The organism is Ralstonia flatus, from assembly GCF_958439105.1.
GTDB classification, from domain to species: domain Bacteria; phylum Pseudomonadota; class Gammaproteobacteria; order Burkholderiales; family Burkholderiaceae; genus Ralstonia; species Ralstonia flatus.
On record NZ_CAUDLI010000002.1, the window covers coordinates 17593 to 42515 of the forward strand.

Annotated in this window: 29 protein-coding genes; 20 read left to right on the top strand and 9 right to left on the bottom strand. The window is 64.9% G+C overall.

From position 1 onward, the window contains the following. Positions 1-32: 32 nt before the first annotated feature. The 3 genes from R2676_RS03765 to R2676_RS03775 form a co-directional block, all read right to left on the bottom strand. Entirely contained in the window at positions 33-1709 is a 1677-nt protein-coding gene (locus tag R2676_RS03765; protein WP_316856923.1) for a methyl-accepting chemotaxis protein, read from the bottom strand. Between the two features lie 229 nt (positions 1710-1938). Then, positions 1939-2754, bottom strand: coding sequence for an anti-sigma factor family protein (locus tag R2676_RS03770; RefSeq protein WP_206273824.1), 816 nt, complete (start codon positions 2752-2754; stop codon positions 1939-1941). After that, positions 2744-3379 carry an RNA polymerase sigma factor gene (locus R2676_RS03775; protein WP_206273992.1) on the bottom strand — a complete coding sequence of 212 codons (636 nt, stop codon included), beginning with the start codon at positions 3377-3379 and terminating at the stop codon, positions 2744-2746. Before R2676_RS03775 ends, R2676_RS03770 begins: the two co-directional genes overlap by 11 nt. 220 nt (positions 3380-3599) lie before the next feature. On the opposite strand from R2676_RS03775, the gene R2676_RS03780 reads away from it, so the two are divergent. Both R2676_RS03780 and R2676_RS03785 read left to right on the top strand, forming a co-directional pair. Beyond that, a complete protein-coding gene (locus R2676_RS03780; RefSeq protein ID WP_206273825.1) occupies positions 3600-4559 on the top strand; it encodes a metallophosphoesterase family protein in 960 nt (319 codons plus the stop codon). Between the two features lies 1 nt (position 4560). Further along, entirely contained in the window at positions 4561-4938 is a 378-nt protein-coding gene (locus tag R2676_RS03785; RefSeq protein WP_206273826.1) for a cupredoxin domain-containing protein, read from the top strand. A 70-nt stretch (positions 4939-5008) separates the two neighbouring features. Here R2676_RS03785 and R2676_RS03790 read toward each other — a convergent pair whose 3' ends face one another. Both R2676_RS03790 and R2676_RS03795 read right to left on the bottom strand, forming a co-directional pair. Beyond that, positions 5009-5527, bottom strand: coding sequence for an SRPBCC family protein (locus R2676_RS03790; protein WP_206273827.1), 519 nt, complete (start codon positions 5525-5527; stop codon positions 5009-5011). After that, a complete protein-coding gene (locus tag R2676_RS03795) occupies positions 5517-5861 on the bottom strand; it encodes an ArsR/SmtB family transcription factor (RefSeq protein WP_104609985.1) in 345 nt (114 codons plus the stop codon). The genes R2676_RS03790 and R2676_RS03795 overlap by 11 nt, the downstream gene beginning before the upstream one ends. Before the next feature lie 136 nt (positions 5862-5997). Here R2676_RS03795 and R2676_RS03800 point away from each other — a divergent pair, with 136 nt between their 5' ends. Beyond that, on the top strand, positions 5998-6594 hold the full coding sequence (locus R2676_RS03800) for a J domain-containing protein (protein ID WP_206273993.1): 597 nt from the start codon (positions 5998-6000) through the stop codon (positions 6592-6594). A 149-nt stretch (positions 6595-6743) separates the two neighbouring features. After that, a complete protein-coding gene (locus R2676_RS03805) occupies positions 6744-7622 on the top strand; it encodes a PhzF family phenazine biosynthesis protein (protein ID WP_206273828.1) in 879 nt (292 codons plus the stop codon). 344 nt (positions 7623-7966) lie between these two features. On the opposite strand, the gene R2676_RS03810 is transcribed toward R2676_RS03805, so the two are convergent. Next, complete coding sequence (locus R2676_RS03810; protein WP_027679648.1) at positions 7967-8872, bottom strand: LysR substrate-binding domain-containing protein; 906 nt, start codon at positions 8870-8872, stop codon at positions 7967-7969. 165 nt (positions 8873-9037) lie between these two features. Here R2676_RS03810 and mdcA point away from each other — a divergent pair, with 165 nt between their 5' ends. Genes mdcA through mdcE form a run of 5 tightly spaced genes read left to right on the top strand, consistent with a single transcriptional unit; the run spans position 9038 to position 13629 of the window. Then, positions 9038-10726 (top strand): malonate decarboxylase subunit alpha, encoded by a 1689-nt coding sequence (gene mdcA, locus R2676_RS03815; protein ID WP_045219155.1) that lies wholly within the window; start codon positions 9038-9040, stop codon positions 10724-10726. Then, positions 10726-11655: a triphosphoribosyl-dephospho-CoA synthase gene (locus R2676_RS03820; RefSeq protein WP_206273829.1), complete on the top strand. Its 930-nt coding sequence runs from the start codon at positions 10726-10728 to the stop codon at positions 11653-11655. Before mdcA ends, R2676_RS03820 begins: the two co-directional genes overlap by 1 nt. Further along, on the top strand, positions 11642-11947 hold the full coding sequence (locus R2676_RS03825) for a malonate decarboxylase subunit delta (RefSeq protein WP_206273830.1): 306 nt from the start codon (positions 11642-11644) through the stop codon (positions 11945-11947). The genes R2676_RS03820 and R2676_RS03825 overlap by 14 nt, the downstream gene beginning before the upstream one ends. A gap of 9 nt (positions 11948-11956) precedes the next feature. After that, positions 11957-12802, top strand: coding sequence for a biotin-independent malonate decarboxylase subunit beta (locus tag R2676_RS03830; protein WP_206273831.1), 846 nt, complete (start codon positions 11957-11959; stop codon positions 12800-12802). After that, positions 12799-13629 (top strand): biotin-independent malonate decarboxylase subunit gamma, encoded by an 831-nt coding sequence (mdcE, locus tag R2676_RS03835; protein ID WP_206273832.1) that lies wholly within the window; start codon positions 12799-12801, stop codon positions 13627-13629. Before R2676_RS03830 ends, mdcE begins: the two co-directional genes overlap by 4 nt. Positions 13630-13777: 148 nt before the next feature. On the opposite strand, the gene R2676_RS03840 is transcribed toward mdcE, so the two are convergent. Continuing rightward, on the bottom strand, positions 13778-13972 hold the full coding sequence (locus R2676_RS03840) for a hypothetical protein (protein ID WP_316856919.1): 195 nt from the start codon (positions 13970-13972) through the stop codon (positions 13778-13780). A gap of 25 nt (positions 13973-13997) precedes the next feature. Here R2676_RS03840 and madL point away from each other — a divergent pair, with 25 nt between their 5' ends. The 9 genes from madL (at position 13998) to R2676_RS03885 (ending at position 21118) form a co-directional block, all read left to right on the top strand. Beyond that, positions 13998-14405 carry a malonate transporter subunit MadL gene (gene madL, locus R2676_RS03845; protein ID WP_027679642.1) on the top strand — a complete coding sequence of 136 codons (408 nt, stop codon included), beginning with the start codon at positions 13998-14000 and terminating at the stop codon, positions 14403-14405. A gap of 11 nt (positions 14406-14416) precedes the next feature. Beyond that, positions 14417-15181, top strand: coding sequence for a malonate transporter subunit MadM (gene madM, locus R2676_RS03850; protein ID WP_009240185.1), 765 nt, complete (start codon positions 14417-14419; stop codon positions 15179-15181). After that, on the top strand, positions 15178-15813 hold the full coding sequence (locus tag R2676_RS03855) for a malonate decarboxylase holo-ACP synthase (protein WP_316856918.1): 636 nt from the start codon (positions 15178-15180) through the stop codon (positions 15811-15813). Before madM ends, R2676_RS03855 begins: the two co-directional genes overlap by 4 nt. Continuing rightward, the gene (mdcH, locus tag R2676_RS03860) at positions 15810-16745 is read left to right on the top strand and encodes a malonate decarboxylase subunit epsilon (protein ID WP_206273835.1); all 936 of its coding nucleotides are present in this window, start codon (positions 15810-15812) and stop codon (positions 16743-16745) included. The genes R2676_RS03855 and mdcH overlap by 4 nt, the downstream gene beginning before the upstream one ends. 181 nt (positions 16746-16926) lie before the next feature. Further along, positions 16927-17673 (top strand): glutamine ABC transporter substrate-binding protein GlnH, encoded by a 747-nt coding sequence (glnH, locus tag R2676_RS03865; protein ID WP_206273836.1) that lies wholly within the window; start codon positions 16927-16929, stop codon positions 17671-17673. A 33-nt stretch (positions 17674-17706) separates the two neighbouring features. Continuing rightward, complete coding sequence (gene glnP, locus R2676_RS03870) at positions 17707-18363, top strand: glutamine ABC transporter permease GlnP (RefSeq protein ID WP_206273837.1); 657 nt, start codon at positions 17707-17709, stop codon at positions 18361-18363. Continuing rightward, on the top strand, positions 18360-19100 hold the full coding sequence (gene glnQ, locus R2676_RS03875; RefSeq protein WP_206273838.1) for a glutamine ABC transporter ATP-binding protein GlnQ: 741 nt from the start codon (positions 18360-18362) through the stop codon (positions 19098-19100). Before glnP ends, glnQ begins: the two co-directional genes overlap by 4 nt. 10 nt (positions 19101-19110) lie before the next feature. Then, a complete protein-coding gene (locus tag R2676_RS03880) occupies positions 19111-20184 on the top strand; it encodes a C45 family autoproteolytic acyltransferase/hydolase (RefSeq protein WP_206273839.1) in 1074 nt (357 codons plus the stop codon). Continuing rightward, entirely contained in the window at positions 20144-21118 is a 975-nt protein-coding gene (locus tag R2676_RS03885; RefSeq protein WP_206273840.1) for a MurR/RpiR family transcriptional regulator, read from the top strand. Before R2676_RS03880 ends, R2676_RS03885 begins: the two co-directional genes overlap by 41 nt. Before the next feature lie 42 nt (positions 21119-21160). Here the strand turns inward: R2676_RS03885 and R2676_RS03890 are convergent, their stop codons facing one another. After that, positions 21161-22756 (bottom strand): peptide chain release factor 3, encoded by a 1596-nt coding sequence (locus R2676_RS03890; protein WP_027679638.1) that lies wholly within the window; start codon positions 22754-22756, stop codon positions 21161-21163. Positions 22757-23128: 372 nt separating this feature from the next. On the opposite strand from R2676_RS03890, the gene R2676_RS03895 reads away from it, so the two are divergent. After that, entirely contained in the window at positions 23129-23356 is a 228-nt protein-coding gene (locus tag R2676_RS03895; RefSeq protein ID WP_206273841.1) for a hypothetical protein, read from the top strand. Positions 23357-23478: 122 nt separating this feature from the next. Continuing rightward, on the top strand, positions 23479-23802 hold the full coding sequence (locus R2676_RS03900; RefSeq protein WP_102065640.1) for a hypothetical protein: 324 nt from the start codon (positions 23479-23481) through the stop codon (positions 23800-23802). A gap of 16 nt (positions 23803-23818) precedes the next feature. Here R2676_RS03900 and R2676_RS03905 read toward each other — a convergent pair whose 3' ends face one another. Beyond that, a complete protein-coding gene (locus R2676_RS03905) occupies positions 23819-24832 on the bottom strand; it encodes a YihY/virulence factor BrkB family protein (RefSeq protein WP_206273842.1) in 1014 nt (337 codons plus the stop codon). Positions 24833-24923 lie beyond the last annotated feature (91 nt).

A 24923-nucleotide genomic window follows, 5' to 3' on the forward strand; every position in this document is an offset into this window, starting at 1 on the left:
GCAAAAACACCTCAATGCGCACGCGCTTCCGATCAGGCTTCGATCTTGAAGCGCGACACGCCGGTACGAAGCTGGTTGGCCACCAGCGTCAGGTCGTCAATGGCCTGCGACGACTGGCGCAGCGATTCCGCCGTCTGCTGCGCGGCTTCCGACAGCTGCGACAGCGCCTGCGTAATCTGCTCGGCGCCGGTGGCCTGCGTCTGCATGCCTTCGTTCACCATCTGGAAGCGCGGTGCCAGCGTCTGCACTTCGGTAATGATCTGCGAGAGCTGCGTGCCGACCTGCTGCACGTCGCGCATGCCGCGCCGCACCTCTTCCGAGAACTTGTCCATGCCCATCACGCCGGCGGATACGGCCGATTGGATTTCCTTGACCGTCTGTTCGATGTCGTACGTGGCCACCGCCGTCTGGTCGGCCAGCCGGCGGATTTCCGTGGCGACCACCGCAAAGCCTCGGCCGTACTCGCCGGCCTTCTCGGCCTCGATGGCGGCGTTGAGCGACAGCAGGTTGGTTTGGTCGGCCACCTTGGTGATGGTGGAGACCACCTGGTTAATGTTGGTCGCTTTCTCGTTGAGGATGGCCAGCTTGGCGTTGACCGAACCGGCGGCCTCCATCACCCCGCGCATGGTGTCTTCCATGCGGGTCAGGCCGCTCTGGCTGGCGCCGGCCAGGCTGGCCGACTGCTCGGCCACGCTCGACACTTCGTTCATGGTGCGCAGCAGGTCGCGGGAGGTGGCAAAGATCTCGCGCGACGTGGCGCCGATCTCGGTGGTGGTCGCGGCTGTTTCGGCGGCGGTAGCCTGCTGCTCCTTGGAGGTGGCGGCAATCTCGGCCACGGACGTCGTCACCTGCAGCGAAGACTTCTGCGCTTGCGATACCAGGCTCGCCAGCTCTTCGGCCATGCGGTTGAAGCCTTCTTCCAGCGTGCCGAATTCATCGTTGCGGCGCAGGTCGAGCCGGCCAGACAGGTTGCCGGTGCGCATGTCGTCGTGCGCATCCACCACACGCGCCATCGGCACCGTGATGGCCTTGAACAGCGCATAGCCCAACACCAGCGCAGCAAGCAGCACCACGCCCAGCGCCACGGCCAGTGTGATCTCGGTGCTTTGCACGGACGCACGGATCTGGCGGGCCGACTCATCGGCCACGGCCCGGTTGTCGGCAACGAGCTTGTCGGCCAGCGCCGTGGCTTCCTCCCAGACCGGTACGGCGCGTCGGGCGACGGCCTGCGCTGCCGGCTTGGACGTACGGGCGAGCTGCATGGCCTCGTTAAACATCGGCAGGTACTGGTCGACGGCTGCCCGGTAGGCGCGGAAGCGCTGGCGGTCGTCGTCGCGGTAGATGGTGCTTTCGTAGTCGGTCGAATGCTTGTCGAGGTCACGCACGAGTTGTGCGGCGCGCTCGAAATCGCGATTGGCAAGCTCCGGGTCGACATCCACGAACAGCGCGCGCTCCAGCGTCGCGTGGCTGTTGCGCGTGGTCGCCCGCAGCGAGGTCGACAGATACAGCCCAGGCACGGAATCGCGCTCGAGGCTCAAGGCTTCCTGGTCGATTGCGCGCAGGCGGTTGTAGGAAACCACGGCCATGATCACCATCAGCACGAACAGCACGCCGAAGCTGAAGACGATGCGGTTGCCGAGGGAGAACCGGCCGCCGCGAAGCATGCCTGACAGGGTTGCGTTGCTGATGCGGGGCGTCGCAGAGACCATGTTTGAAACCTACAAGAAGCCAAAAGAGAAAACCGGGGGCGAGAAAGGCGCGGAAGCGGCGCAGAGCCGCCACACAGAACTGTCTGGAATGGTAAAGGAACGTATCGGTCACCGGAACCGAAACCTTTGTGATTTGGCGCGAATACGAGGGTAAGCCCGTGCCTCGTCAATATCAACGCGCGGCCCGTTGAGCACTGGCGCGCACCCTAAAGCCGTCCGGTGTCCAGACTCAGCCGCCGCGCACGGCCCGCGCAAACGCTTGCGCCACATCGGCAGACGCATCGGTGATGGCCCAGTAGCCCATGCCTGCGCTGCGCCAGACGACAAGCTGATAGCCGCGTTCGGTACGCACCGCCGGCTCGGTGTCGCTGCCGGCCTCGGGGCGTACATACAAGTCGACGGGATGCTGCGACGCGCGGTAGACCAGCACCGCTACGGGACGCCCGTCGATGTAATCGAGCCGTCCGCCGATCAGCGGGAAACCGCGTGCGGCAAGGTCGGTGACCGGCGGCGCGTAATCGATACGGCCGTTGAACCACGGCTTGACGGTATGACGATCCGATGACAGGACATCAGTCTCCCGCGCACCCAGCAGCGCCCGCACATGGCTGGCCGTGATGTCGTGCGCGGTGACCACCGCCGTATCTGGCCGCCCGACAAGGACGCCCACCCCAAGCGCCACCGCCGCCAGCGCGCCCGCCCCCAGGCCAAGCCCACGGGAGGGCGTGACCAGCCAGTGGGCCAGCCGCTGCCATGGCGAATCCGCCCTGTGCGGCGCGCGCGCGGCAGCGGGTTCGGGCCGCGCACCGGCTTCGGCCTGCACGGCGCGCAACACCCGCTCGTTCAAACCCGCGGGCGCCTTCATGTACAGCGCATGCGCACGCAGCCCCTGGCGCAGCGCACGCACCACGCCATCGTGGCGCGCCGCGATGTCGGTGCAAGCGGCACACGTGCCCAGATGCGTTTCCATGCGCAGGCTGTCGGCCGCACCGAGTTCGCCATCGGCGCGGGCGGCCAGCAGCGCGCGGATGTCGTCACAGTTCATGGCGGGCCTCCTTGGTGCTGTTTCCCATGCCGCCCGATGCGCGGATGGGTGTCACATTGGTGCGCGGTGGTGCGGTGTCTTCCGTCAATAGGCGTGCGAGCTGCTGCCGCGCACGTGCCAGCCGCGACATGACCGTGCCGATGGGCGCATCGACCACGGCGGCAATGTCGCGGTACGACAGGTCTTCCAGTTCGCGCAGCACAAGCACCTCGCGATACGGCACCGGCAATTGCGCCAGCGCGACATGGACGCGGCGCACATCGTCGATGCGGGCGAGCAGCGCGGCGGGGTCGACGCCGTAGCTGGCGCTGTCGTCGTGCGCCTGTCCTGCTGCTGCATCGTCGTCCCACGGCTGGGCTGGGGCCTGCTTGCGGCGCGCGCACTCCGAGAACCACGTGTTGCGCACGATGGCCAGCAGCCACGGGCGGCCATCGCCGCCGCGAAACCCGCCGAACAGCCGGAATGCGCGCAGGCAGGCTTCCTGGACGATGTCGTCGGCGTCTTGCGCGTCGCCCGAAAGCCAGCGCGCCAGGTTGTAGGCGGCATCGACATGCGGCAACACCGCCTGCGCAAAGCGCTGCGCATCGGTGGGCAGATCGGCCGTGGGGTCCGGCAAGTCGGGCAGGTCGGGCATGGCGGCCTGGAGGCGGTTGACCTCCGTATACCTGGGTGCAATCCAGTTTATTCCCGCCCCGAAGAAATTTTGTGAAAACGCGAATCTCGTGGAATACGCCGGCACGCCGGCCGGTATGACAGGCAGGACCGGCGCTTCCTCCATTTCCATTTCCAATTCCATCGCGCCGGGCCCGCTTCCCAAACTGAGCCTTCTATTGCAGGGGACACCCATGAGCAAGCAACCCGGACGACGCCAATTCCTGCAACTGGCCGCGGTCGGCGGTCTGGTGTACGCATCCGGCCTGCCCGGCTGGCAGGCGATGGCGGCCACCACGCGCGCCGCCGGCGCCAAGCCAGACGATTTCTATTTCGTGCAGTTATCCGACACGCACTGGGGCTTCAAGGGCGCGCCGAACCCGGATTCGCGAGGCACGCTGCCCAAGGCGATTGCGGCGGTGAATGCGCTGTCGCCAGCGCCGGATTTCGTTATCTTCACGGGCGACCTCAGCCACATCAGCGACGACCCTGCCGAGCGCCGCAAGCGGCTGGCCGAGTTTCGCGACATTGCCGCGCAGATCAAGGTGCCCGTGGTGCATTACATGCCGGGCGAGCACGACGCCTCGCTCGACAACGGCGAGGCCTATATCGAACTCTTCGGCCGCACGCATTATTCGTTCGATCACAAGGGTGTGCACTTCATCGCCATCGACAACGTGTCGGACCCGTCCGCGCGCGTGGGCGATGCACAGCTCGCGTGGCTGGCGGCTGATGTGCGCTCCGTGCCGGCGCACACGCCCATCGTCGTGTTCACGCACCGGCCGCTGTTCGATCTGTACCCGCAATGGGACTGGGCCACGCGCGATGGCCAGCAGGTCATCGACTTGCTGATGCCGCATCCCAACGTGACGGTGTTCTACGGCCACATCCACCAGGAGCATCACCACATGACCGGGCACATCGCGCACCACTCGGCGCGCTCGCTGATGTTCCCGCTGCCCGCACCGCCCGCGCCGGGCTCGCAGGCCAAACGCAACCCGATCCCTTGGGATGCCGCCGCACCGTATCGCGGCCTGGGCTGGCGCAGCATCGCGGAGCACGGCAAGCAGGACGCCGCCACCTGGGCGCTGGCCGAGCAGCCGATCCAACCCGCCAGCGAAGCCACTGCCACCAAGACCCCGGAGACCACCTGACATGCGCGCCCTCATCGCACACAACCCCAAGCGCCGCCTGGCGCTGCGTCAGTTCACCGTGCTCGCGGCCGGCGCGGCGCTCGCGTGCATTGCGCACGGCGAGGGCCCCGCGGTCATCCGCGTGCACGCGCGCAAGTTCACGTTCACGCCAGACAAGATCACGCTCAAGCGCGGCGTGCCGGTCGTGTTCGAACTGACCGGGCAGGACATCCTGATGGGTTTTTCGATTCCGGATTTCAACGTACGGGCCGATGTGGTGCCGGGGCAGACTGTGCGGCTGGCGCTCACACCCGACAAGACGGGCACGTTTGATTTCCTGTGCGACATCTTCTGCGGCTCGGGCCACGAGACGATGAATGGAACGCTGACCGTCACCTGAAGCGCAGCGCCGCATACTCAACGCAAAACGCCCCGAACAGGTCGGGGCGTTTTCATCTGCGAGCGCGGTCTTAGGCCAGCGCGTCGCGGTCGGCCAAGGTCAGCAGCAGTTCGTCGAGTCGCTCCAGGGTGGAGGTCATGCCGTCCTTCAACCCCATGTCGATGACCTTCTGCACGTCCTCCGGCGAGTTGTACAACACCACGGTCGTCACGAGGGTGCGTTCGTTTGCATCGGCAAAGGTGACATCCCAGCGGGCGCGAGGCAGATCAGGATTCACCGTGCCGGCTTCATCGGAAAAAGCATCAAGTGCCGCATAGCCGTCGATCGGATTGATCTTCTGATAGTCCAGGCGGCTCCAGAACGACTGTCCATCGGGGGTGATCATGGCGTAGTGCCAGTAGCCGCCCTCTTTGAATTCCATGTGCTTGGTCTTGGTGGTCAGCGGCTTGGGCGCAAACCACTGATCGAGCAGTTCGCGCTTCGTATGGCAATCCCACACAAGCTGGCGCTTCGCCGCGAACTCTCGCCTCACCGTGAGGCTGCTCTTTTGCATGTCGACCACGAAATCAAACCGAAGATCAGCCTTCATTGCCTTCTCCTTGGAGTTTCTCTAAGAGGTTGTCCAGATTGCGGTACCTGCTCGCCCAGATCGCGTGCTGTTGCTCAAACCAGCGCTCGGCGGCAGCCAGCTTCTTGCGCTCGAGCATGCACGTCCGGATTCGCCCGCTCTTTTCCGAGCGGACCAGCCCGACGCCTTCCAGCACCCGCATGTGCTTCATGAACGACGGCAGCGCCATGTCGAATGGCCCTGCCAGTTCACTGACCGTCGCGGGCCCTTCGCCGAGCCGTTGAATAACCGCCCTGCGCGTTGGGTCCGAAAGCGCGTGAAATACCGCGTCTAGCGCAATTCCATTGTTATCCATTTGGCTAACTATACGCTTGAGAATCCGTCGATGCAAGCGCGCTCAACGACGCGTGCCGATGCGCGACATTGGTCCGCAAAAGTGTCCACATACCCATGCTAGGATGACTTTCCCCCCGGCAGCCGCCACACCGCACATGACGACCATCTACGCGACCCTCGGCGTGCAGCCGGACGCGACCCTGGACGAAATCAAGCGCGCTTACCGCCGCGCCGCAATGAAGTGGCACCCCGATCGCAACCCCGGCCGCGAAGCCGAGGCCTATGCGGCGTTCCAGGAGATCCGCGAGGCCTACGCCATCCTCTCCGACGCTGAGCAGCGGCGCGTCTACGACGAGGTCTTTGCGCAGGAAATGCAGCGCTGGCAAGCGGAGCGTGATGCGCAGGAAGCACAGGAGCGCGAAGCGCAACGCGAGCGCGAACGCCTCGCGCAGGAACACTACGAAAAAATGGTGGCGATCGCGATGCGCTTTGCCGACGCCGGCCACAATCGCGACGTCCTGTTCGGCGTGCTGCTCGGCAGGGATTGCGATGCAGAACTCGCCGCGCGCATTGCCGACAGCGTGTGGGCCTTGCAGGAAGCACGGCGCTCACCCGAACCTGCAACGGAGGTGTCCGACGCGCAGCCAGCGCCGGCACCTGAAGACGCACCCGCTTCCAAACTCGACGAGTCTGCATCGCCGCGGCGTGCGTTCGAGTCGTTCTGGCAGGGGTTGTTTGGTCTGCGGCAATAGTTGTCGACGTTCCAGAGGGCAGGTAGAGAAAGCGATGCCGCGATGGTGCCGATCAATCGCCATGGAGGCTCGACGCCCGCGGCCAGATCGTTGAAAATCCGCGCCACCATTCAGGCTGTTGTTACGTGCCGTTGGCATGTGGAGAATCAATGCAAATCGATGTGCAGATCGTTAGCTCGTTGACTGACGGAGAAAGCGGAGGAAATCCGGCGGGTGTTGTGATTGACGCGGATGCGCTTGAAGTCGACCAGAAGCTGGAGGTTGCTCGGCAAGTCGGACTATCAGAAACAGCCTTCGTGTCGCAGTCCAGCATAGCGACGATCAAACTGGAGTTTTTCACGCCAACACGCCAGATTGCTCACTGCGGACACGCAACGATTGCCACCTTCTCGCTGCTGAGGAAGCTCGGTAGGGTCGCCGATGGGAAACTGTCAAAAGAAACGATCGATGGTTGTCGGACCATTCTTGTCGACTGCGACGTCATTTTGATGGGGCAGCAGGCTCCGGTGTATTACCCGATCCGGCGGGATTCCGATCTCGCTGCAAAAATCTCAAAATCGATTGGGATGCAACCGGCCCATATCTATGGCACGGCAGAGCCAACAGTCGTCAATACGGGCAATGGCTTCCTTATCGTTGCGTTACCCGACGAAGACTCGGTCGCCGCCGTCCGCCCAGATCAACGAGCTATCGAAGCAATTAGCGACGAACTCGACGTGATCGGCTATTACCTCTTTTCGACATCGACACGGACTGCTGGACGTCAGGCGGCAACACGAATGTTCGCGCCAAGATTCGGGATTGACGAAGAGTCTGCAACGGGAACAGCAGCAGGTCCTTTGGCGTGCTTTCTATACGAGAAGATGGGCATCAAGGACGAGGTGATGACCATAGAACAGGGACAACTGATGCAGCCGCCATCTCCGAGTGCGATCAAAGTCCTTCTCGATATTCAGGAAGGCAGGGTCGCTGGATTAATGGCAGGAGGGACTGCGAAAGTGGAGCGGTCTATGAGCGTGCATGTGTGACTGACAGCGCCGGTGACCGCCCGCCTTTGATTCCAACTTTGCAAGGCGTGAAGGGCCACTCACCGGACGTAGGCCAATTCTGACTTATAGTTTCGCCCCTGCTCAGACGAAGCAGCCATCGGTACACTCTGCGCCATCGTTTTCCGTGCCATAGAGAAAACGATCGAGGCTTGGAACCCTCGGACATAGCGGGCAAGCGCCGAGCATAGGTGCTTGTCCTCGACCGCTATGGCTTGGCTTCGTCTTCCTCATTGGGCGAGCCAGGCTTGTACGGCTTCGGCCGTGCCGATCGTTATGTCTCGGTGTTCCAAACCTGCCTGTGCTCGCCCGCCCCTACACCCGCGCTATCTCGCCCCCAACAACCGACACTCCGCCGACAACGCCAACAGATTCGGATCGCGCTCCCGATTGCGCTGCATCACCAGCACGATGTGCTGGCTGATCGCATAGCGCGCGGCCAGCGGAATCAATTGCACCTTGGGGCTGAAATCGGCCACGCGGCGCGGCAGCAGCGCATACCCGATACCGCCGCTCACAAGGTTCATGAGCGAGAAGATGTCGCCCACGCGCAGCGCGATCTGCGGGGCAAAGCCGGCCTTGTCGAAGGCGGCCATGAAGTCGTGGTACGTCGCAAAGTCATCGCCGAGTGCGACGAACTTTTCACGGCGCACGGTTTGCAAGTCGATTTCGGCCGATGCTGCGTACGGCGAGGCGAGCGGTGCGGCAAACAGAATCTCATCGTCGAACATCGGCACGGTCAGCAGATCGGGATTGCGCAGCGGCTCGCCCAGCGCGATGACGATGGCGTCGAGTTGCCCGTCTTCCAGCTTGGCAAGCAGGCTGCGGTTCGAGCCGAGTGTGAGTTCGATGTCGAGTGCGGAGCGGCGCGTTTTCAGGCCCGCAAAGATGCGCGGCAGCGTGCCGACCGTCATCGAATAGAGCCCGCCAATCTTCAGCGTCGTTGACGAAAAGCCTGCAGCTTCGCGCGTGCGGCGCACGCCCGCTTCGCACTCGGCCAGGATGCGCTCCACGTGCTCGGCAAACACGTAGGCGGTGGACAGCGGAATCAGCTTGCGCCCATCGCGTTTGAACAGCGGACAGCGCAAACCTTCTTCCAGCGAATGCAGCGCGCGGTGCACGCTCACCGTGCTTTGCCCCAGCGCCTCCGACACGCGGGCCATGTTGCCCAGCGTCATGAACGACTGGAAGACTTCGAGCTTCTTCAGGGTGATGTCTTCATCGATTGCCATGGCAGGGGCTCCTCCGGGCGCGTTCTACGGGCGCGCTGCTATCAGAATCGGCCATTGTTTCATTAACTTCAAGTTAATGAAACCGCGCCTAGGTTGATTGAAGTGCATCTTTTTACAGCCTACGGTACAGGGCATCAAATCAATCAAGGCTGGAGACGCCACCCAATGCAACCGATGCCCAACCAATCGGCAAACGGGATCAACGCACCCATCCCGCCGCAATGGCGCCGGCGGCGCGACGAAAAAGAACGCCGCCTGACTGCAGCGCGCCGCATTGCCAACGGCAAGGTCATTCCCACCGGCGACATCGTCGCCGCACTCGAAGCGCTGCTCGCCCCGGGCGACCGCGTCGTGCTGGAAGGCAACAACCAGAAACAGGCGGATTTCCTCTCGCGCTCACTCGCCAAGGTGAACCCGGAGCGCCTGCACGATCTGCACATGATCATGCCGAGCGTGAGCCGCGCCGAACACCTCGACATTTTCGAAGCTGGCATCGCGCACAAACTCGACTTCTCGTTTGCGGGGCCGCAGAGCCTGCGCATCAGCCAGTTGCTGGCCGACGGCCTGCTGGAAGTCGGCGCCATCCATACCTACATCGAGCTGTATGCACGGCTGGTGGTGGACCTGATTCCGAATGTGTCGCTGGTGGCCGGTTTCAAGGCCGACCGCGACGGCAACATCTACACTGGCCCCAGCACGGAAGACACGCCCGCACTGGTCGAGCCCACGGCGTTTTCCGACGGCATCGTGATCGTGCAGGTCAACGAGATCGTCGATGACCCGGCCGACCTGCCGCGCGTCGACATTCCCGGCTCGTGGGTCGACTTCATCGTGCAGGCCGACAAGCCGTTCTACATCGAGCCGCTCTTCACGCGCGACCCGCGCCTCATCAAGCCCGTGCACGTGCTGATGGCGATGATGGCGATTCGCGGCATCTACCAGCGGCACAACGTGCAGTCGCTCAACCACGGCATCGGCTTCAACACAGCCGCCATCGAGCTGATCCTGCCAACGTACGGCGAGCGCCTGGGCCTCAAGGGCAAGATCTGCCGCAACTGGACGCTGAATCCGCATCCGACGCTGATTCCCGCCATCGAATCCGGCTGGGTGGAAAGCGTGCACTGCTTCGGCACCGAACTCGGCATGGAGCGCTACGTGGCCGCGCGCCCCGATGTGTTCTTCACCGGGCGTGACGGCTCGCTGCGCTCGAACCGCATGCTGTGCCAGCTCGCCGGCCAATATGCGGTGGACCTCTTCATTGGCGCGACGCTGCAGGTGGATGGCGACGGGCATTCGTCCACCGTCACGCGCGGGCGGCTGGCCGGCTTTGGCGGCGCGCCCAACATGGGCCACGACCCGCGCGGCCGCCGTCACGCCACGCCCGCGTGGCTCGACATGACCGAACCGGTGACGATGCTCGAGCGCGGCAAGAAGCTCGTCGTACAGATGGTCGAAACGTTCCAGGAAGGCGGCAAGCCCACCTTTGTCGACACGCTGGATGCCGTGGCCGTGGCGAAGCAAAGCGGCATGCCGCTCGCGCCCATCATGATCTACGGCGACGACGTCACCCACCTGCTGACCGAAGACGGCATTGCGTATCTCTACAAGGCTCGTTCGCTGGAAGAGCGGCGCGCCATGATTGCCGCGGTGGCGGGTGTCACGTCGATCGGCCTGCGGCATGACCCATCCAAGACCGAACAGATGCGCCGCGACGGCCTGATCGCGCTGCCCGAAGACCTCGACGTGCGCCGCAGCGATGCCAGCCGCGAGCTGCTCGCCGCCAAGAGCATCGCCGACCTCGTCGAATGGTCCGGCGGTCTGTACGACCCGCCTGCGCGCTTCCGGAGCTGGTAATGGAAAAGACATTGCAACGGCCCCTGCCCGCCAGCCCGAAAGCGCGCGCGAAGCGATTGGCCGCATTGGTCGAATCTGCCCTCGTCGACGAGGTGACGCTGTCGCCCAAGCCCGGCCTGGTGGATGTACGTGGCAACGGCGCGCATCACGATCTGGACTGGACGCTGATGGTGCATTCCGCGCAGACGCTGCGTCCGGCGTTTGAAGCCATGGCGCTGGCCGGCGCGCAAATCGAAATGCAGGCCGGTGCACAACTCGCCCTGCGCGAGCGCATCGGCCGCCTGGGGCGCGAAGGCGAAGCGGCCATGCTCGAGGCTACCGGCGGCGTCAACACGCACCGCGGCGCCATCTGGGCACTTGGTCTGCTGGTCACGGCGGCGAGCCAGGCGCCGCATGCATTGAGCGCGGCCGCCGTTGCGGGCCGCGCCGCGCGCCTGGCAAACATTCCCGACCGCTTTGCCCCCGTCTCGACTGGCCACAAAGGCGAGCGCGCCTGCAATGACTACGGCGTCGGCGGTGCCAAGGGCCAGGCCTGCGCCGGCTTCCCGCACGTGATCAAGGTGGCACTGCCTGCGCTGCGCGAAGCGCGTGCGGCCGGCATCCGTGAAGACCACGCCCGCGTGGATGCATTGCTCGCCGTCATGGCCGCGCTGGACGACACCTGCGTGCTCGCACGCGGCGGTGCCCAAGCACTGCGCGTTGTGCAAGCGGGCGCGGCCGCCGTGCGTGCAGAAGGCGGCCTTGCAACACCGCAGGGCCGACGCGCATTCCGCTCGCTCGAACACGACATGCTGGCGCTGCACGTGTCACCCGGCGGCGCCGCCGACTTGCTGGCCGCCGCCCTCTTCCTCGACCGCCTGCCCGCAAGCGCGCCCGCAGTGTCCGACACCGAATCCGCTCATCAGGAAACCGAACATGGAGCATCTTGATTTTCAGTTCACCGGCGGCGCACCCGCTGGGCGCCGTGCATACGCCGGCGTGGTCGGCTCGGGCGACCTTGAAGTGTTGTTGACGCCGGGCAACGCCGGCCAGATCGACGTGGCCATCACCACGTCCGTCAATGGCATGAGTGCGACGTGGCAGGCGCAGCTTGCGCGTGTGTTCGGCTCGCACGCGTGGCCGGCGGCCAAGATCATCATCAACGACTTCGGCGCGACACCGGCCGTGGTGCGGTTGCGGCTTGAGCAGGCGCTTGAATCGCTTAACGCGCTCGGGTCATAAGGAGAAGCCATGTCACGCAACCCGATTGAACGCGACAGCTTTATCGAACGCGATGCGCGCCGACGCGCCATTGCGCTGCTCGACCCCGGCACCTTCCGAGAGCTGCTGGACCCGTTCGAACAATTGACGTCGCCGTGGCTGCCGCGTCAGGGCATCGTCACGCAGGCCGATGATGGCGTCGTCGTGGCGCGCGGCACGCTGGGCGGGCAGCCCGCGGTGGTGCTCGCCATTGAGGGCGCCTTCCAGGGCGGCAGCATGGGCGAAGTGTCCGGCGCCAAGATTGCCGGCGCGCTGGAGCTGGCGGTGGAAGACAACCGCAACGGCATTCCCACACGCGCCGTGATCGTCTTCGAAACCGGCGGCGTGCGGCTGCAGGAAGCCAACCTGGGCCTTGCCGCCATTGCTGAAATCCATGCAGGCATCCGTGCGCTGCGCGAGTACGGGCCGGTGATCGGCATCACCGCAGGCGTGGTCGGCTGCTTTGGCGGCATGAGCATCGCCGCGGGCCTGTGCAGCTATCTGCTGATGACGCGCGAGGCGCGCCTCGGCCTGAACGGCCCGCAGGTGATCGAACAGGAAGCCGGCATCGACGAATACGACTCCCGCGATCGCCCCTTCATCTGGAGCCTCACCGGAGGCGAACAACGCGCCGCCACCGGCCTGGCCGATGTCTGCATCGAAGACGATTCCGTCACGATCCGCGCGCAGGTGATCGAGTGGCTACGTGCCGGCGCACCCGCGCGCCAGCGCAGCGAGCAGATCGACCACTACCTCGCACAACTCGCCGCTGTCGACACGTCGCGCCAAGCCACGGCAGAAGATGTACGCGCGCACTACGCAAAGGACGTCGCATGAGCCAGAACGAACTTTCCACGCGCGGCGCGACCTGGATGCGCGCGCTCGCCGTCGGCACACCGGTGCCGGGTTACGGCAGCACACTGCAAGTCGTCGATGCCGCGCTCGCTGGCCAGCCCGCGCGCTACATCGCCGTCGTGCCCGATGCCGAGAACCGCTTCCCTCGCGCACGCAACGGTGAAGTCGGCCTCGTCGAAGGCTGGCAGCTCGCGCGCGCCGTGCGCGATGTCATGACTGCAGATGCCGCGCAGGAAAAGAAGCGCGCCATCGTCGCCGTCATCGATGTGGCAAGCCAGGCCTACGGCCGCCGCGAGGAGGCCTACGGCATCCACCTCGCGCTGGCTGCAGCGGCGGACGCCTACGCCGCCGCACGCCTGGCCGGCCACCCCGTCATCGGCCTGATCGTGGGCCGCGCCATGTCGGGCGCGTTGCTCGCGCACGGCTACCAGGCCAATCGCCTGCTCGCACTCGACGACGCCGACGTGATGGTGCACGCGATGGGCAAGGCCGCAGCCGCGCGCGTAACCCTGCGCTCCGTCGCCGACCTGGAACGCCTCGCACAAGAGATTCCGCCCATGGCATACGACATCGCCAGCTTCGCGTCGCTCGGGTTGCTGTGGAAACTGCTGAAGGTGCAATCCGCCGACGCACCCGACGCCAGCGACGTCGACACCGTGCAGACCGCACTCGCCGCAGCACTGGCCGACATCACAGCCGACCCATCCCGCGGCCTGGAAAGCCGCCTGGGCGCACCGCTGCGCAACGCATCGTCAGAAGTCCGCAAACGCCTGCGCGAACAATGGAACGCCCAGCCAGAAGGCGCGTAGCGGCAGAGCCCGTCGGGGCGCGAGACGCCAGGCACCCAGACGGTGTGGCCGTACCTTGCCCTATGCGGCGCCTTGAATTTTTGTGAGCGGGCGGAAAAAGGAAGGAGGCCTGTCTGAGCGCAGCGAGTTTGCCTCCTTCCCCGCACGGTCACGGAAATTCAAGGGGAAGTCGCCGCATCGGGCGCGCCTTTCTTTGCTTACTTTCTTTGGCAAGACAAAGAAAGTAAGTCAGCCCCGGCAGGGGATGAAACAAGGGATGCACCACCAACGCAATCAACGCAATCAACGCCAAACAACCAGTCTTCAACCCTCGATCACCCAAACACCACAACAGGCGACCCATCGCCGTTCCTTCAGGAGACAAAGACGTGATCATCTACGGTACAACCCTGCTGGCGCTCTGTCATATCGCCGGCCTCTTCCTGGGCGACCTGCTCGGCCAGGCCATCGGCGTGAAGGCCAATGTCGGCGGCGTGGGCATCGCCATGCTGCTGCTCATCTTCGCGCGGCTCTACCTGCACAAGCGCGGCCTGATGCCCGCCGCCACCGAGGCGGGCGTCTCGTTCTGGGGCGCGATGTACATCCCCGTGGTGGTGGCCATGGCAGCCACGCAGAACGTGGTCACCGCATTGCGCGGTGGCCCCGTTGCGTTGCTCGGTGCCATCGGCGCGGTGATCGTGTGCGGTGCGTGCATCGCGGTCATCAACCGCACAGGCAAGGCAGAAAACCGACAACCCCTGCCGCCACTGCCTGAATCCGAACAAGCCCGCGCCTAAGGAGCCGCACCATGCTGTCAATGCTAGAGAAAGTTCTGCAGCACAACGGGCTGGTCGCGGCCTTCGCGCTGGTCGGTATCGTCATGGGTCTGTCGATGTGGGTGTCCAAGAAGCTGACGTTCGGGCGCGTGCACGGCTCGGCCATCGCCATCATGATCGGGCTGGTGCTCGCCTATTGGGGCGGCATGCAGACCGGCGGCGAGCGTGGCCTGGCCGACCTGAAACTGTTCGGCGGGATCGGCCTGATGGGCGGGGCCATGCTGCGCGATTTCGCCATCGTGGCGACGGCCTTTGAAGTGCAGGTGACCGAGGCACGCAAGGCCGGCATGATCGGCGCCATCTCGCTACTGCTGGGAACGGTGCTGCCGTTCATCGTCGGCGCCTGCGTTGCCTACGCCTTCGGTTACACCGATCCGGTGAGCGTCACCACCATCGGCGCGGGTGCCGTCACGTACATCGTCGGACCGGTGACCGGCGCGGCGCTGGGCGCAACCTCCGATGTGATGGCGCTGTCGATTGCGACGGGCCTCGTCAAGGCGATCCTGGTGATGGTCGGCACGCCGTTCGCGGCCAAGGCGCTCGGCCTGAACAACCCGCGCGCGGCCATGGTGTTCGGCGGATTGGCGGGTACGGTCAGCGGGGTGTCGGCGGGCCTGGCCGCCACGGATCGGCGGCTGGTGCCGTACGGCTCGCTCGTGGCGACGTTCCATACGGGCCTCGGCTGCCTGCTCGGACCGTCGATCCTGTTCCTGGCCACACAAGCGCTGCTGCGATGACACCCACGCCGCTGCGCGCGCACGACCTGCTGTGGCTGTCTGAAACACCTACAGCGACGGATGGCGCGCCCTTGCCGGACTGGGCCATTGCGGCCTGCCGGCAAGGCGCGCCAGTCGTGGTGCGACGCGCACCGCGCGGCACCGATGGCTCCGTGCCGGTCGGCCTGCGCGGTGGCGCACGGCATGAACGCTGCGCGGCGACGGCAGCTGCCAACAGCATCACGCGTGTCGTCTCGCCCGAGGCGCTGGCAACCCAAGCGGCCGCCATCGCACACGACGCGCCATTCGCGGCGCTGCGCACCTTGCGCGCGCTGGCGCCAGGACTCAACGCACTCGGCTGGGCGTGGGGACCGACGGGCGGCGCCGGCTTTGCGCTCGCCAGCGGGCTGCCTGTGCTGCATGCGGAGAGCGATCTCGACCTCGTTGTGCGCATGCCGCATGCGCCGTCGACTGCGCAACGCGATCAGCTCGTCTGCCTGTTGGGCGATACCGAGTGCCGCGTCGATTTGCAGATCGACACCGGCTGCGGCGGCTTCGCGTTACGCGACTGGCTGGCGTCGCCGCATCAAACGTTGCTCAAGACCGACCACGGCCCCCGGCTCGTCGCAGACCCATGGAGCGACGCGGCATGAGCTTCCTGTTCATGTTTCCCGGCCAGGGCAGCCAGCGCGCGGGCATGCTGCATGCGCTGCCTGATGACCCCGCTGTTGCGCAGACGTTGACCGAAGCCGGCGACGTGCTCGGCGTCGATCCGCTCACGCTCGATACCGCAGAGGCGTTGCGGTCGACGGTGGCCGTACAGCTTTGTCTCTTGATTGCCGGCGTGGCCGTGGCTCGCACACTGACTCGACAGGACGCAGGACCGGACATGGTGGCGGGCCTGTCCATTGGCGCGTGGCCTGCGGCAGTTGTCGCCGGCGTGCTGGAGTTCAGCGATGCGCTGCGCCTGGTGCGCCTGCGGGCTCAGCTCATGGAAGACGCTTACCCAAGCGGTTACGGCATGGTCGCCATCATCGGCCTCGCCGAACCGGAGGTCAGCGGCATCGTTGCGCAAGTCAGCACCACCGCCACGCCGGCCTATGTCGCGAACGTGAATGCGGAACGGCAGATCGTCGTGGCCGGCAACGACGCAGCGCTCGCGCGGGTCGCCGAGCGTGCGCTGTCCCACGGCGCATCGAAGGCGACGCGGTTGTGCATGGCGGTGCCGTCTCACTGCCCGTTGCTGGACGCGCAAGCCGCCGAGCTTGCGGCCGCCGCGGCAAAGGCCACCGCCCACGCGCCACAGGTCACCTACGTCAGCAGCAGCCGCGCGCGTGCGCTGTTTCGCGCCAATCTCATCGTCGAAGATCTCGCCTGGAACATGGCGCGGCCGGTGTTGTGGCACGACACGCTGCGGCATGCGCTGGAACGCGGCGCAAACATGGCGGTGGAGGTGCCGGGCGGCGGCGCTCTGGCGCGCCTGGCGCAAGGTGTGTTTGCCGCAGAGGCCGTGTTGGATGCGGGCGCCGGGCTGGATGCGGTGCGGGTGCGGATACGGCGCTGGGGGCGTGGCGACGGTAGATAACACCGTCCGGTCGTTCACAAGACGGGGCCTCAGTGCCCCGTTTTTTTATTCCGAGGCGGGTATACCCGATGTTGCAACCTGATTTGCGCACGCCGATACTTCGCAAACAGATTTGCATATTCATTCCAAGCGCAAATCTGCTTGCACAAAACCGGTGCATCCACTCTTCAAGGGGTCGCTCATGAAATTCGCTGCAAAACTGGTCGCGGCCGTGCTCGTCGCTGCATCCTTTGCTGGTCAGGCCGCGCGCGCTGAAACGCTGCTCGTCGCGTGCGATACGGCATTCGTGCCATTCGAGTTCAAGCAAGGCGATCAGTATGTCGGGTTCGACATCGACCTCTGGAAAGAGATCGCCAAGGACGCCAAGCTCGAATACAAGCTGCAGCCGATGGACTTCAACGGCATCCTTCCTGCGCTGCAGACACGCAATGTTGACGTTGCGCTGGCCGGCATCACCATCAAGGAAGAGCGCAAGAAGATCGTCGACTTTTCCGACGGCTACTACGACAGCGGCTTCACGCTCATGGTGCCGGTGGCCAGCACCATCAAGGGCCCCGAAGACCTGAAGGGCAAGTCGCTGGCCATCAAGACCGGCACGTCTGCTGCCGACTACGCCAAGGCAAACTTTGCCGGCACCGAGTTGCGCCAGTTCCCGAACATCGACAACGCCTACATGGAGTTGGCCACCGGCCGCGTGGACGCCGCCATGCACGACACGCCCAACGTGCTGTACTACATCCACACCGCCGGCAAGGGCCGTGTGAAGGCCGTGGGCCAGCAGATGATGGCGCAGCAATACGGCATCGCGTTCCCCAAGGGAAGCCCGCTGGTGCCCAAGGTCAATGCCGCGATTGCGAAGATCAAGGCCGACGGCCGTTACGCCGCGATCTACAAGAAGTGGTTCGGCACCGAGCCGGCCAAGCTTTGATGCGCGCGATGCAACCGGGGCTGGAGATCGTTCATGGAGTTTGATCTGTCGGTGGTCATCGATGCGCTGCCCGCGCTGATGCAGGGCGCGCGTCTGACGGTGTGGATCACGGTCATTGGCCTGATCGGCGGCGTGCTCACCGGGCTGCTGTTCGGCCTGATGCGCGCCTATGGCAACGCGCTGTGCCAGAAGATTGCCTTTGCCTACGTCGAATTCGTGCGCGGCACGCCCATCGTCGTGCAGGTGATGTTCATCTACTTTGCACTGCCGGTGCTGCTGCACATTCGTGTCGACGCGATGACTGCCGCAGTGGCGTCGATCATCGTCAACTCGGGTGCCTACATTGCCGAGATCGTGCGCGGTGCGTTCCTCTCGGTGCCGCGCGGGCTGAAGGAAGCGGGCTTGGCCCTCGGCATGCCGGCGTGGCGGGTGCTCGCCTTCGTGATCGGGCCGGTGGCGTTGCGGCGCATGACACCGTCACTGGGCAACCAGTTCATCGTCAGCCTGAAAGACACATCGCTGTTCATCGTGATCGGCGTGGGAGAACTCACCCGGCAAGGTCAGGAAATCATGGCGTCCAACTTCCGCGCGGTGGAAATCTGGACGGCCGTCGCCATCATCTACCTGTGCATGATCGGCACGCTCACCTTCGGGCTGCGCACGATGGAAAAGAGGATGCGGATGCTATGAGCACCAACAACCCGATCGTCCAATTCAAGCGCGTTACCAAGCGCTTCGGCCAGACCACCGTGCTCGATGGGGTGGACCTGAACATCGACACCGGAGAGGTTGTCGTACTGATCGGCCCCTCCGGTTCGGGCAAATCGACGCTCCTTCGCTGCATCAACGCGCTGGAGCAGATCGATGGCGGCGACCTGATCGTCGACGGCATCAGCGTGCTGGGCGGCGCCAAGAAGGTTCGCGAAATCCGCCAGGAAGCCGGCATGGTCTTCCAGCAGTTCAACCTGTTTCCGCAATTGACGGCACTGGAGAACGTGGCATTCGGCCCGCGGCAGGTGCGCGGCATGAGCAAGCCGGCGGCCGAAGCGCTGGCGCGCGAACTGCTCGCCAAGGTCGGACTGGCGGCGCGCGCCGGTCACTACCCGAGCGAATTGTCCGGCGGGCAGCAGCAGCGCGTGGCCATTGCGCGCGCGTTGGCCGTCAAACCCAAGCTGATGCTGTTTGACGAGCCAACGTCTGCGCTCGACCCCGAACTGCGGCAAGAGGTGCTGCGCGTGATGCAATCGCTTGCCGAAGAAGGCATGACGATGGTCGTCGTCACCCATGAGATGGCCTTTGCGCGCAAGGTCGGCACGCGTCTGATCTTCATGGAGCATGGGCACATTGCCGTCGACGGTCCGGCCGTGAACGTGCTAGACGCGCCGCCCAACCAGCGCCTGCGCGATTTTCTTCAACACGTCGAATGATTCCTGGCACATGCCGTCCTTAGCTTTTGTCGAGATTTCCGGCTCGCCCTTTGAAGCGGGCCAACAACTGGGCCGCTTTGGCGCCCCCGCCGTACACCAACACCTGCTGCAGACCGAAGCCTGGCAAAGCGTGATGCGCTGGCGCGGCAGCGCCATGGCCGATGCGATGGCCGCACGGGTGCGTGAGCGTTTTCCGCGCATCTGGGCAGAACTGCAAGGCCTGGCCGACGGCCTGCAACTGCCCTTCGACGATGTCTTCCTGTGGAACTGCCGCGGCGACGTCTGGGCGGCCACCAACGACGGCTGCACCACTGTGCAAATCCCCGGTGCGAGCCAACGGCAGATCGCGCATAACGAAGACGGCGACCCCGGGTTCGCCGGGCATTGCGCGATCGCCCAGTGCCGGATCGAGGGCAGCCCTGGATTTGCGGCCTTCGTCTATCCAGGCTCGTTGCCTGGGCACACCTTCGCCGTCACCGACGCTGGTCTGGCCATGACGGTCAACAACCTCCGCATGCGTGATGTGGAAACCGGGGCCGTGGCCGGCGTACCCCGCATGGTGCTGACGCGTGCGGTGCTCGATTGCACCGAGATCGACGACGCCATCGCACTGCTGAACCAGTCTCCGCGCGCAGGCGGCTTCCATCTCACGCTGGGCGCATGCAGGCATGCAGCACTCGTGAGTGTCGAGTTTGGCGCGCGCGGCTGCTCGGTACGCGAGATCACCGCGCCGTCGCTGCACGCCAACCATGCGATCCATCCGTCGATGCACGATGCGCCGCAGATCATCACCGGCTCCTCCGGACACCGTCAGGCGCGTGGCGATGCGTTGCTCGCACAGGCACGTACCGGCGGCCAGGCGATCGACCCGCTGGCCATCCTGGCCGATCAGGGCGATGCGGCACTCCCGATCTACCGCGCCGACCCAAACGATCCCGATAACGAGAACACGCTGGCCACGGCGCACATCACCATCCTGCCGGCTCACATAGAATGGGCGGTTTATGAACATCCCGGGAGCGCGCCCCGGTTTCGGATGGTCAATGGACACCAGCAAACAGAGGTCACGCCCGTCTCCCAGTAAGGCGGAGCAAGCGCAGGCCGCGCCGCCCCGCACCGTCGATGGCCTGCGCGAACTGCTGCTGCGCATCGGCCGCGACGAAGCCGACCTGTCGCTCGGCAGTAAGGCGCACACCGTACTGGCAAAGCTGATCGAGCGCCCGGAAGAAGTTGCCGTGCGCACCATCACCGACCTGGCGACATCGCTCGACATCAACGCGTCTACCTTGACGCGCTTGTCCACCAAGCTCGGCTACGCAGGGTTCGCCGATTTTCAGAACGTGTTCCGTGACAGCGTCGCGCAGCGCCATCGCCACTTCTACAGCCAGCAGGCTGAACGACTGGTGGCCGGCAAAAAGACGCGGGCGCAGACAAACACCTCACCCGAAGTCGAGACGGTTGCGCAGCTCGCGCATGAGTCCATCACGAACATCGAGCGTTGCCTGGCGCAGCTTTCTTCGACGGACTTGCACGAAGCCGCACACCTGCTGGCCAGCGGCCGGCGCGTGCGCATTCACGGCTTGCGGCAATTCAGTGCGTTGGCCAGCTTCCTCTGCTACGGCCTCGGGATGATCCGCGCAGATGTCGCGCTGCTCGATACGCAAGGCCTTGGCGTGGCGGAAGGCCTGGCGCAGTTGCAGCCCGGCGACGTGCTCGTCGTCACCAGCGTGGCGCCCTATACGCGCAGCGTTGCCGAAGCCGCTGCTGCGGCCAAACAGGCGGGCCTGGCGGTGATTGCGTTGACCGACACCCTCGCCTCGCCGTTGGTACCGCCCGCCGATCACGCCTTCCTGATCCCACACGACAGCAGCTTCTTCAGCAACAGCATGGGCGCCTATGTCGTGTTCTGCGAAGGGCTGCTGAATCTGGTCGCGACTCGGCTGGGCAAACGCTCGCTGCAAGCGCTGGAGCGGCGCGAGCGGTGGATTACGGCGCTCGGCATCGAAACGTCGCAATAAAAAACGGGGCACATGGCCCCGTTTCTTTTTGCCCATCGCCGCTTAGACGATTTCCCGCGTTTCCATGAACTGGATGTCCGGAAAGCGCTCCTGCGTCAGGCGCAGGTTTACCTGGCTCGGCGCCAGGTACACGTAGTCGCCGGCACCGTCCAGCGCCACGTTGTGGCCGGCCTTGTCGATCAGCTTGTCGATATCTTCCTGCTTGCCGCGCAGCCACCGGGCGGTGGAGCATTCGTGCGGTTCGAAGATGGCATCGACGCCGTATTCGTGCTCCAGGCGGTGCGCAACCACGTCGAACTGCAGGATACCCACGGCGCCCAGCACCAGGTCGTTCGATGCCAGCGGGCGGAACATCTGCGTGGCGCCTTCTTCGGCCAGCTGCTGCAAACCCTTCTGCAGTTGCTTCAGGCGCAGCGGGTTGTTCAGGCGCGCGCGACGGAAGAATTCCGGCGCAAACGACGGGATACCCGTGAACTTGAGCGCCTCGCCTTCCGTGAAGGCATCGCCCAAGCGGATCGTGCCGTGGTTGGGCACGCCGATGATGTCGCCGGCGAAGGCCTCTTCCGTGGTGTTGCGGTCCTGCGCCATGAAGGTGATGGCGTTGTTGATGGCAACCGTCTTGCCGGTCGACACCTGCAGCAGCTTCATGCCGCGCTCGAAGCGGCCCGAGCACACGCGCACAAACGCGATGCGGTCACGGTGCTTCGGGTCCATGTTGGCCTGGATCTTGAAGACGAAGCCGGTGAACTTCTCTTCCATCGGCTTGACTTCGCGCGTTTCGGTGGGGCGCGCCAGCGGCTCGGGCGACTGGTCGACCAGTGCATCGAGCAGCGACTGCACGCCGAAGTTGTTCACTGCCGAACCGAAATACACCGGGCACTGCTTGCCGGCCAGGAACGCCTCTTTGTCGAACGTGTGCGATGCACCGCGCACGAGTTCGATGTCGATGCGCAGTTCTTCCGCCTGCGAGCCCAGCACGCGATCCAGCTCCGGGTTGTCCAGACCTTGGATCAGGCCGGCGGTGGCGCCCTTCTCGCTGTCGGCGTTCGGGTCGAACAGCTGCACCGTGTCGTTGACCAGGTGATACACGCCCTTGAACGACTTGCCCATGCCGATGGGCCACGTCATCGGGGCGCACTGGATCTGCAGCACGCTTTCGATTTCATCGAGCAGCTCGATGGGCGCACGTCCTTCGCGGTCGAGCTTGTTGATGAACGTGAGGATGGGCGTGCTGCGCAGCCGGCAGACGTTGAGCAGCTTGATGGTCTGCGCTTCCACGCCGTTGACGGAGTCGATCACCATCACGGCGGAGTCGACGGCCGTGAGCGTGCGGTACGTGTCTTCCGAGAAGTCTTCGTGGCCCGGGGTGTCGAGCAGGTTGACGATGTAGTCGCCGCCATCGTTCCGGTACGGGAATTGCATCACCGAGGACGTGACGGAGATGCCGCGCTGCTTTTCCATCTCCATCCAGTCAGAGGTGGCGTGGCGGTTGGCTTTACGTGCGCGCACGGCGCCGGCCATCTGGATGGCGCCGCCGAACCACAGCAGTTTCTCGGTCAGCGTGGTTTTACCCGCATCCGGGTGGGCAATGATGGCGAACGTCCGGCGGCGCCGGATCTCCTGCTGCAGCGTACTCACGGGCAAAAAACCGAAAGGGAAGGAGTGAAAAATGCGGAGGGTTGCGCACGTGGCAAGTGCGCTGGCTGGCGGGTCATCCCGGCGGCCGATGGACTGCCCGAACGGCGTTGTCAATCCGGGGCAGCCGAGATTGTACGCGATCGGCGCCCTTGCTTAGGATCAACTGATCCGGGCGGCAAGCGCGGGAAACTCCCTAGGAACCGTCCCCCGGACGGAGGAGACCAACCCGTTGTGGGAATGCACTGACAACCCTTTCGGAGCAGGTGTTATCGAAGTTGTCATGAAGCTCCCGTATTGTGGAGTCCGTCGCGAAACCCGCCTTTGGGTACGCCGCGACATTGAAAGAAGCAAAGAAGCAAGGAGTCCAACATCGTGCGTAGTCGAATCCCTGTCGATCCGGCAGTGCAACGCATCCTCGAGACCACCCGCAAGGCGTGGCAACTCGACGAGCAAAGCGTGCGCGCGGCGCGTCAGCAGCGTGCCACCAATCGCCGCAAACGGATCAAGGCCCTGCCGCAGCAAAGCCTGCAGGCACTCGCCGCACTCGCCCTGCAAGCTGAAATCTGGGCCGTGCGCAAGACCGTGGTGACGGTCGGCTAGCCGCGCAGTTCCTCACCGTGTCGAGGGCCACAGTCGTGGCCCTTTTCTTTTGGCAGCGCGCAACGTTGGGGCATGGCGGTTGCTTGTCACGAGGGTGACGTTACCCAGCTCAGGAGGCCCACATGACCGAACTGAACCCGAAGTCGCCCGGCAGCAATGGCACGAACGGCGCGAACGGCACCAACGGTGCCACCGTCACCACGCTGCATCCGCAGATCGACCACACCGCACAGCGCGTGAAAGACGCGACCGCCGAGGGCATCGACCGGCTCGCGAGCGTCCTTTCAACCGCGCTCACGCAGTTCGACAAACGCACCGAGCAGTTGAAGAACTTGCACGCGAATGTCTCGGAGCAGGCGAGCGGCTCCGTGCGTCAGCATCCGGTCATTACGGTCGGCCTCGCCTTCGTCGCGGGGATGCTGCTGGAGCAGTTGACGCGGGATTGACCGACCTTACGCCGCCCTAGCGCCCGTCGCGCGGGGCGCTGGCGGTGCTGCCCGTCGTCGTCGCTCCATTGGACAGCGTGGCCGCCAGCGCCGGGTTGAGCAACGCCGCCTGCGCGGCGGCATGGGCCCGGCCCGCCGCTTCGTACTGACGGCTGCCGAACTGCAGCGCATATTGCCGCGTGACCAGCGCGCCAAAGAAGAAGATCTGCGCCGAGTAGTAAATCCACAGCATCAGCGCCACAACCGAGCCTGCCGCCCCGTAAGACGATGCCACCGCGCTGTTGCCGAGATACAGGCCGATGAGGTGCTTGCCCAGCGTGAAGAGCAGCGCCGTCACGACAGCACCGAGGGCGACGTCGCGCCACGCCACCCGCGTCTCCGGCAGCATTTTGAAGATGGTGCCGAACAGCAGCGCCACGACGGCAAACGAAAACGCCGACGACACCACCTGGGCCACCAGTAGCGCAATGCCCGAAGTGGAGCCCGACCACAAGGCGCCCCAGAAGCGCTCCACCACCGCCAGCGCCGCGTTGATGGTGAGCGACACCAGCAGCAGAAACGCCAGCACGAGGATCAGGCTGAATGACAGCAGTCGCGAGCGCAGCAAACCCCAGAGCCCCGGTTGCTGGCGTGGCGGAACGTCCCAAAGTTCATCGAGGCTGTCCTTGAGTTCGGAGAACGCCGTGGTGGCGCCCACCAACAACAGCACGACGGCAGTGACAGCCGCGAACAGGCCGTTGCCCGAGCGCCGGGTTGCAGCGAGCACAGCTTCCACGGCTGAGGCGCCCTGCGCGCCGACCAGTCCTTCGATCTGCCCAAAGATTTCGCCGCGCGCGGCCTGTTCGCCGAAGAACAAGCCCGCAATGGAGATCACGAGCACCAGCACCGGTGCCATCGAGAACAACGTGTAGAACGACAACGCCGCGCCCTTGCTCGCGGCGCGATGCGCAGACCACTGCTGCACTGCCCCGATCAGTACCTGGGCAGATCGCTTGAGCAGGGCGCGGTCGAAGCAGGCAGCCAGGCGCATGGAGGTTCCTTGCAAAGCGATGCGGCCAGCGCAATGCCGGCCTGGACCTTGAGCCTAGTCAGCGCACGGCGCGCGCGCAAGCGCGCGACCG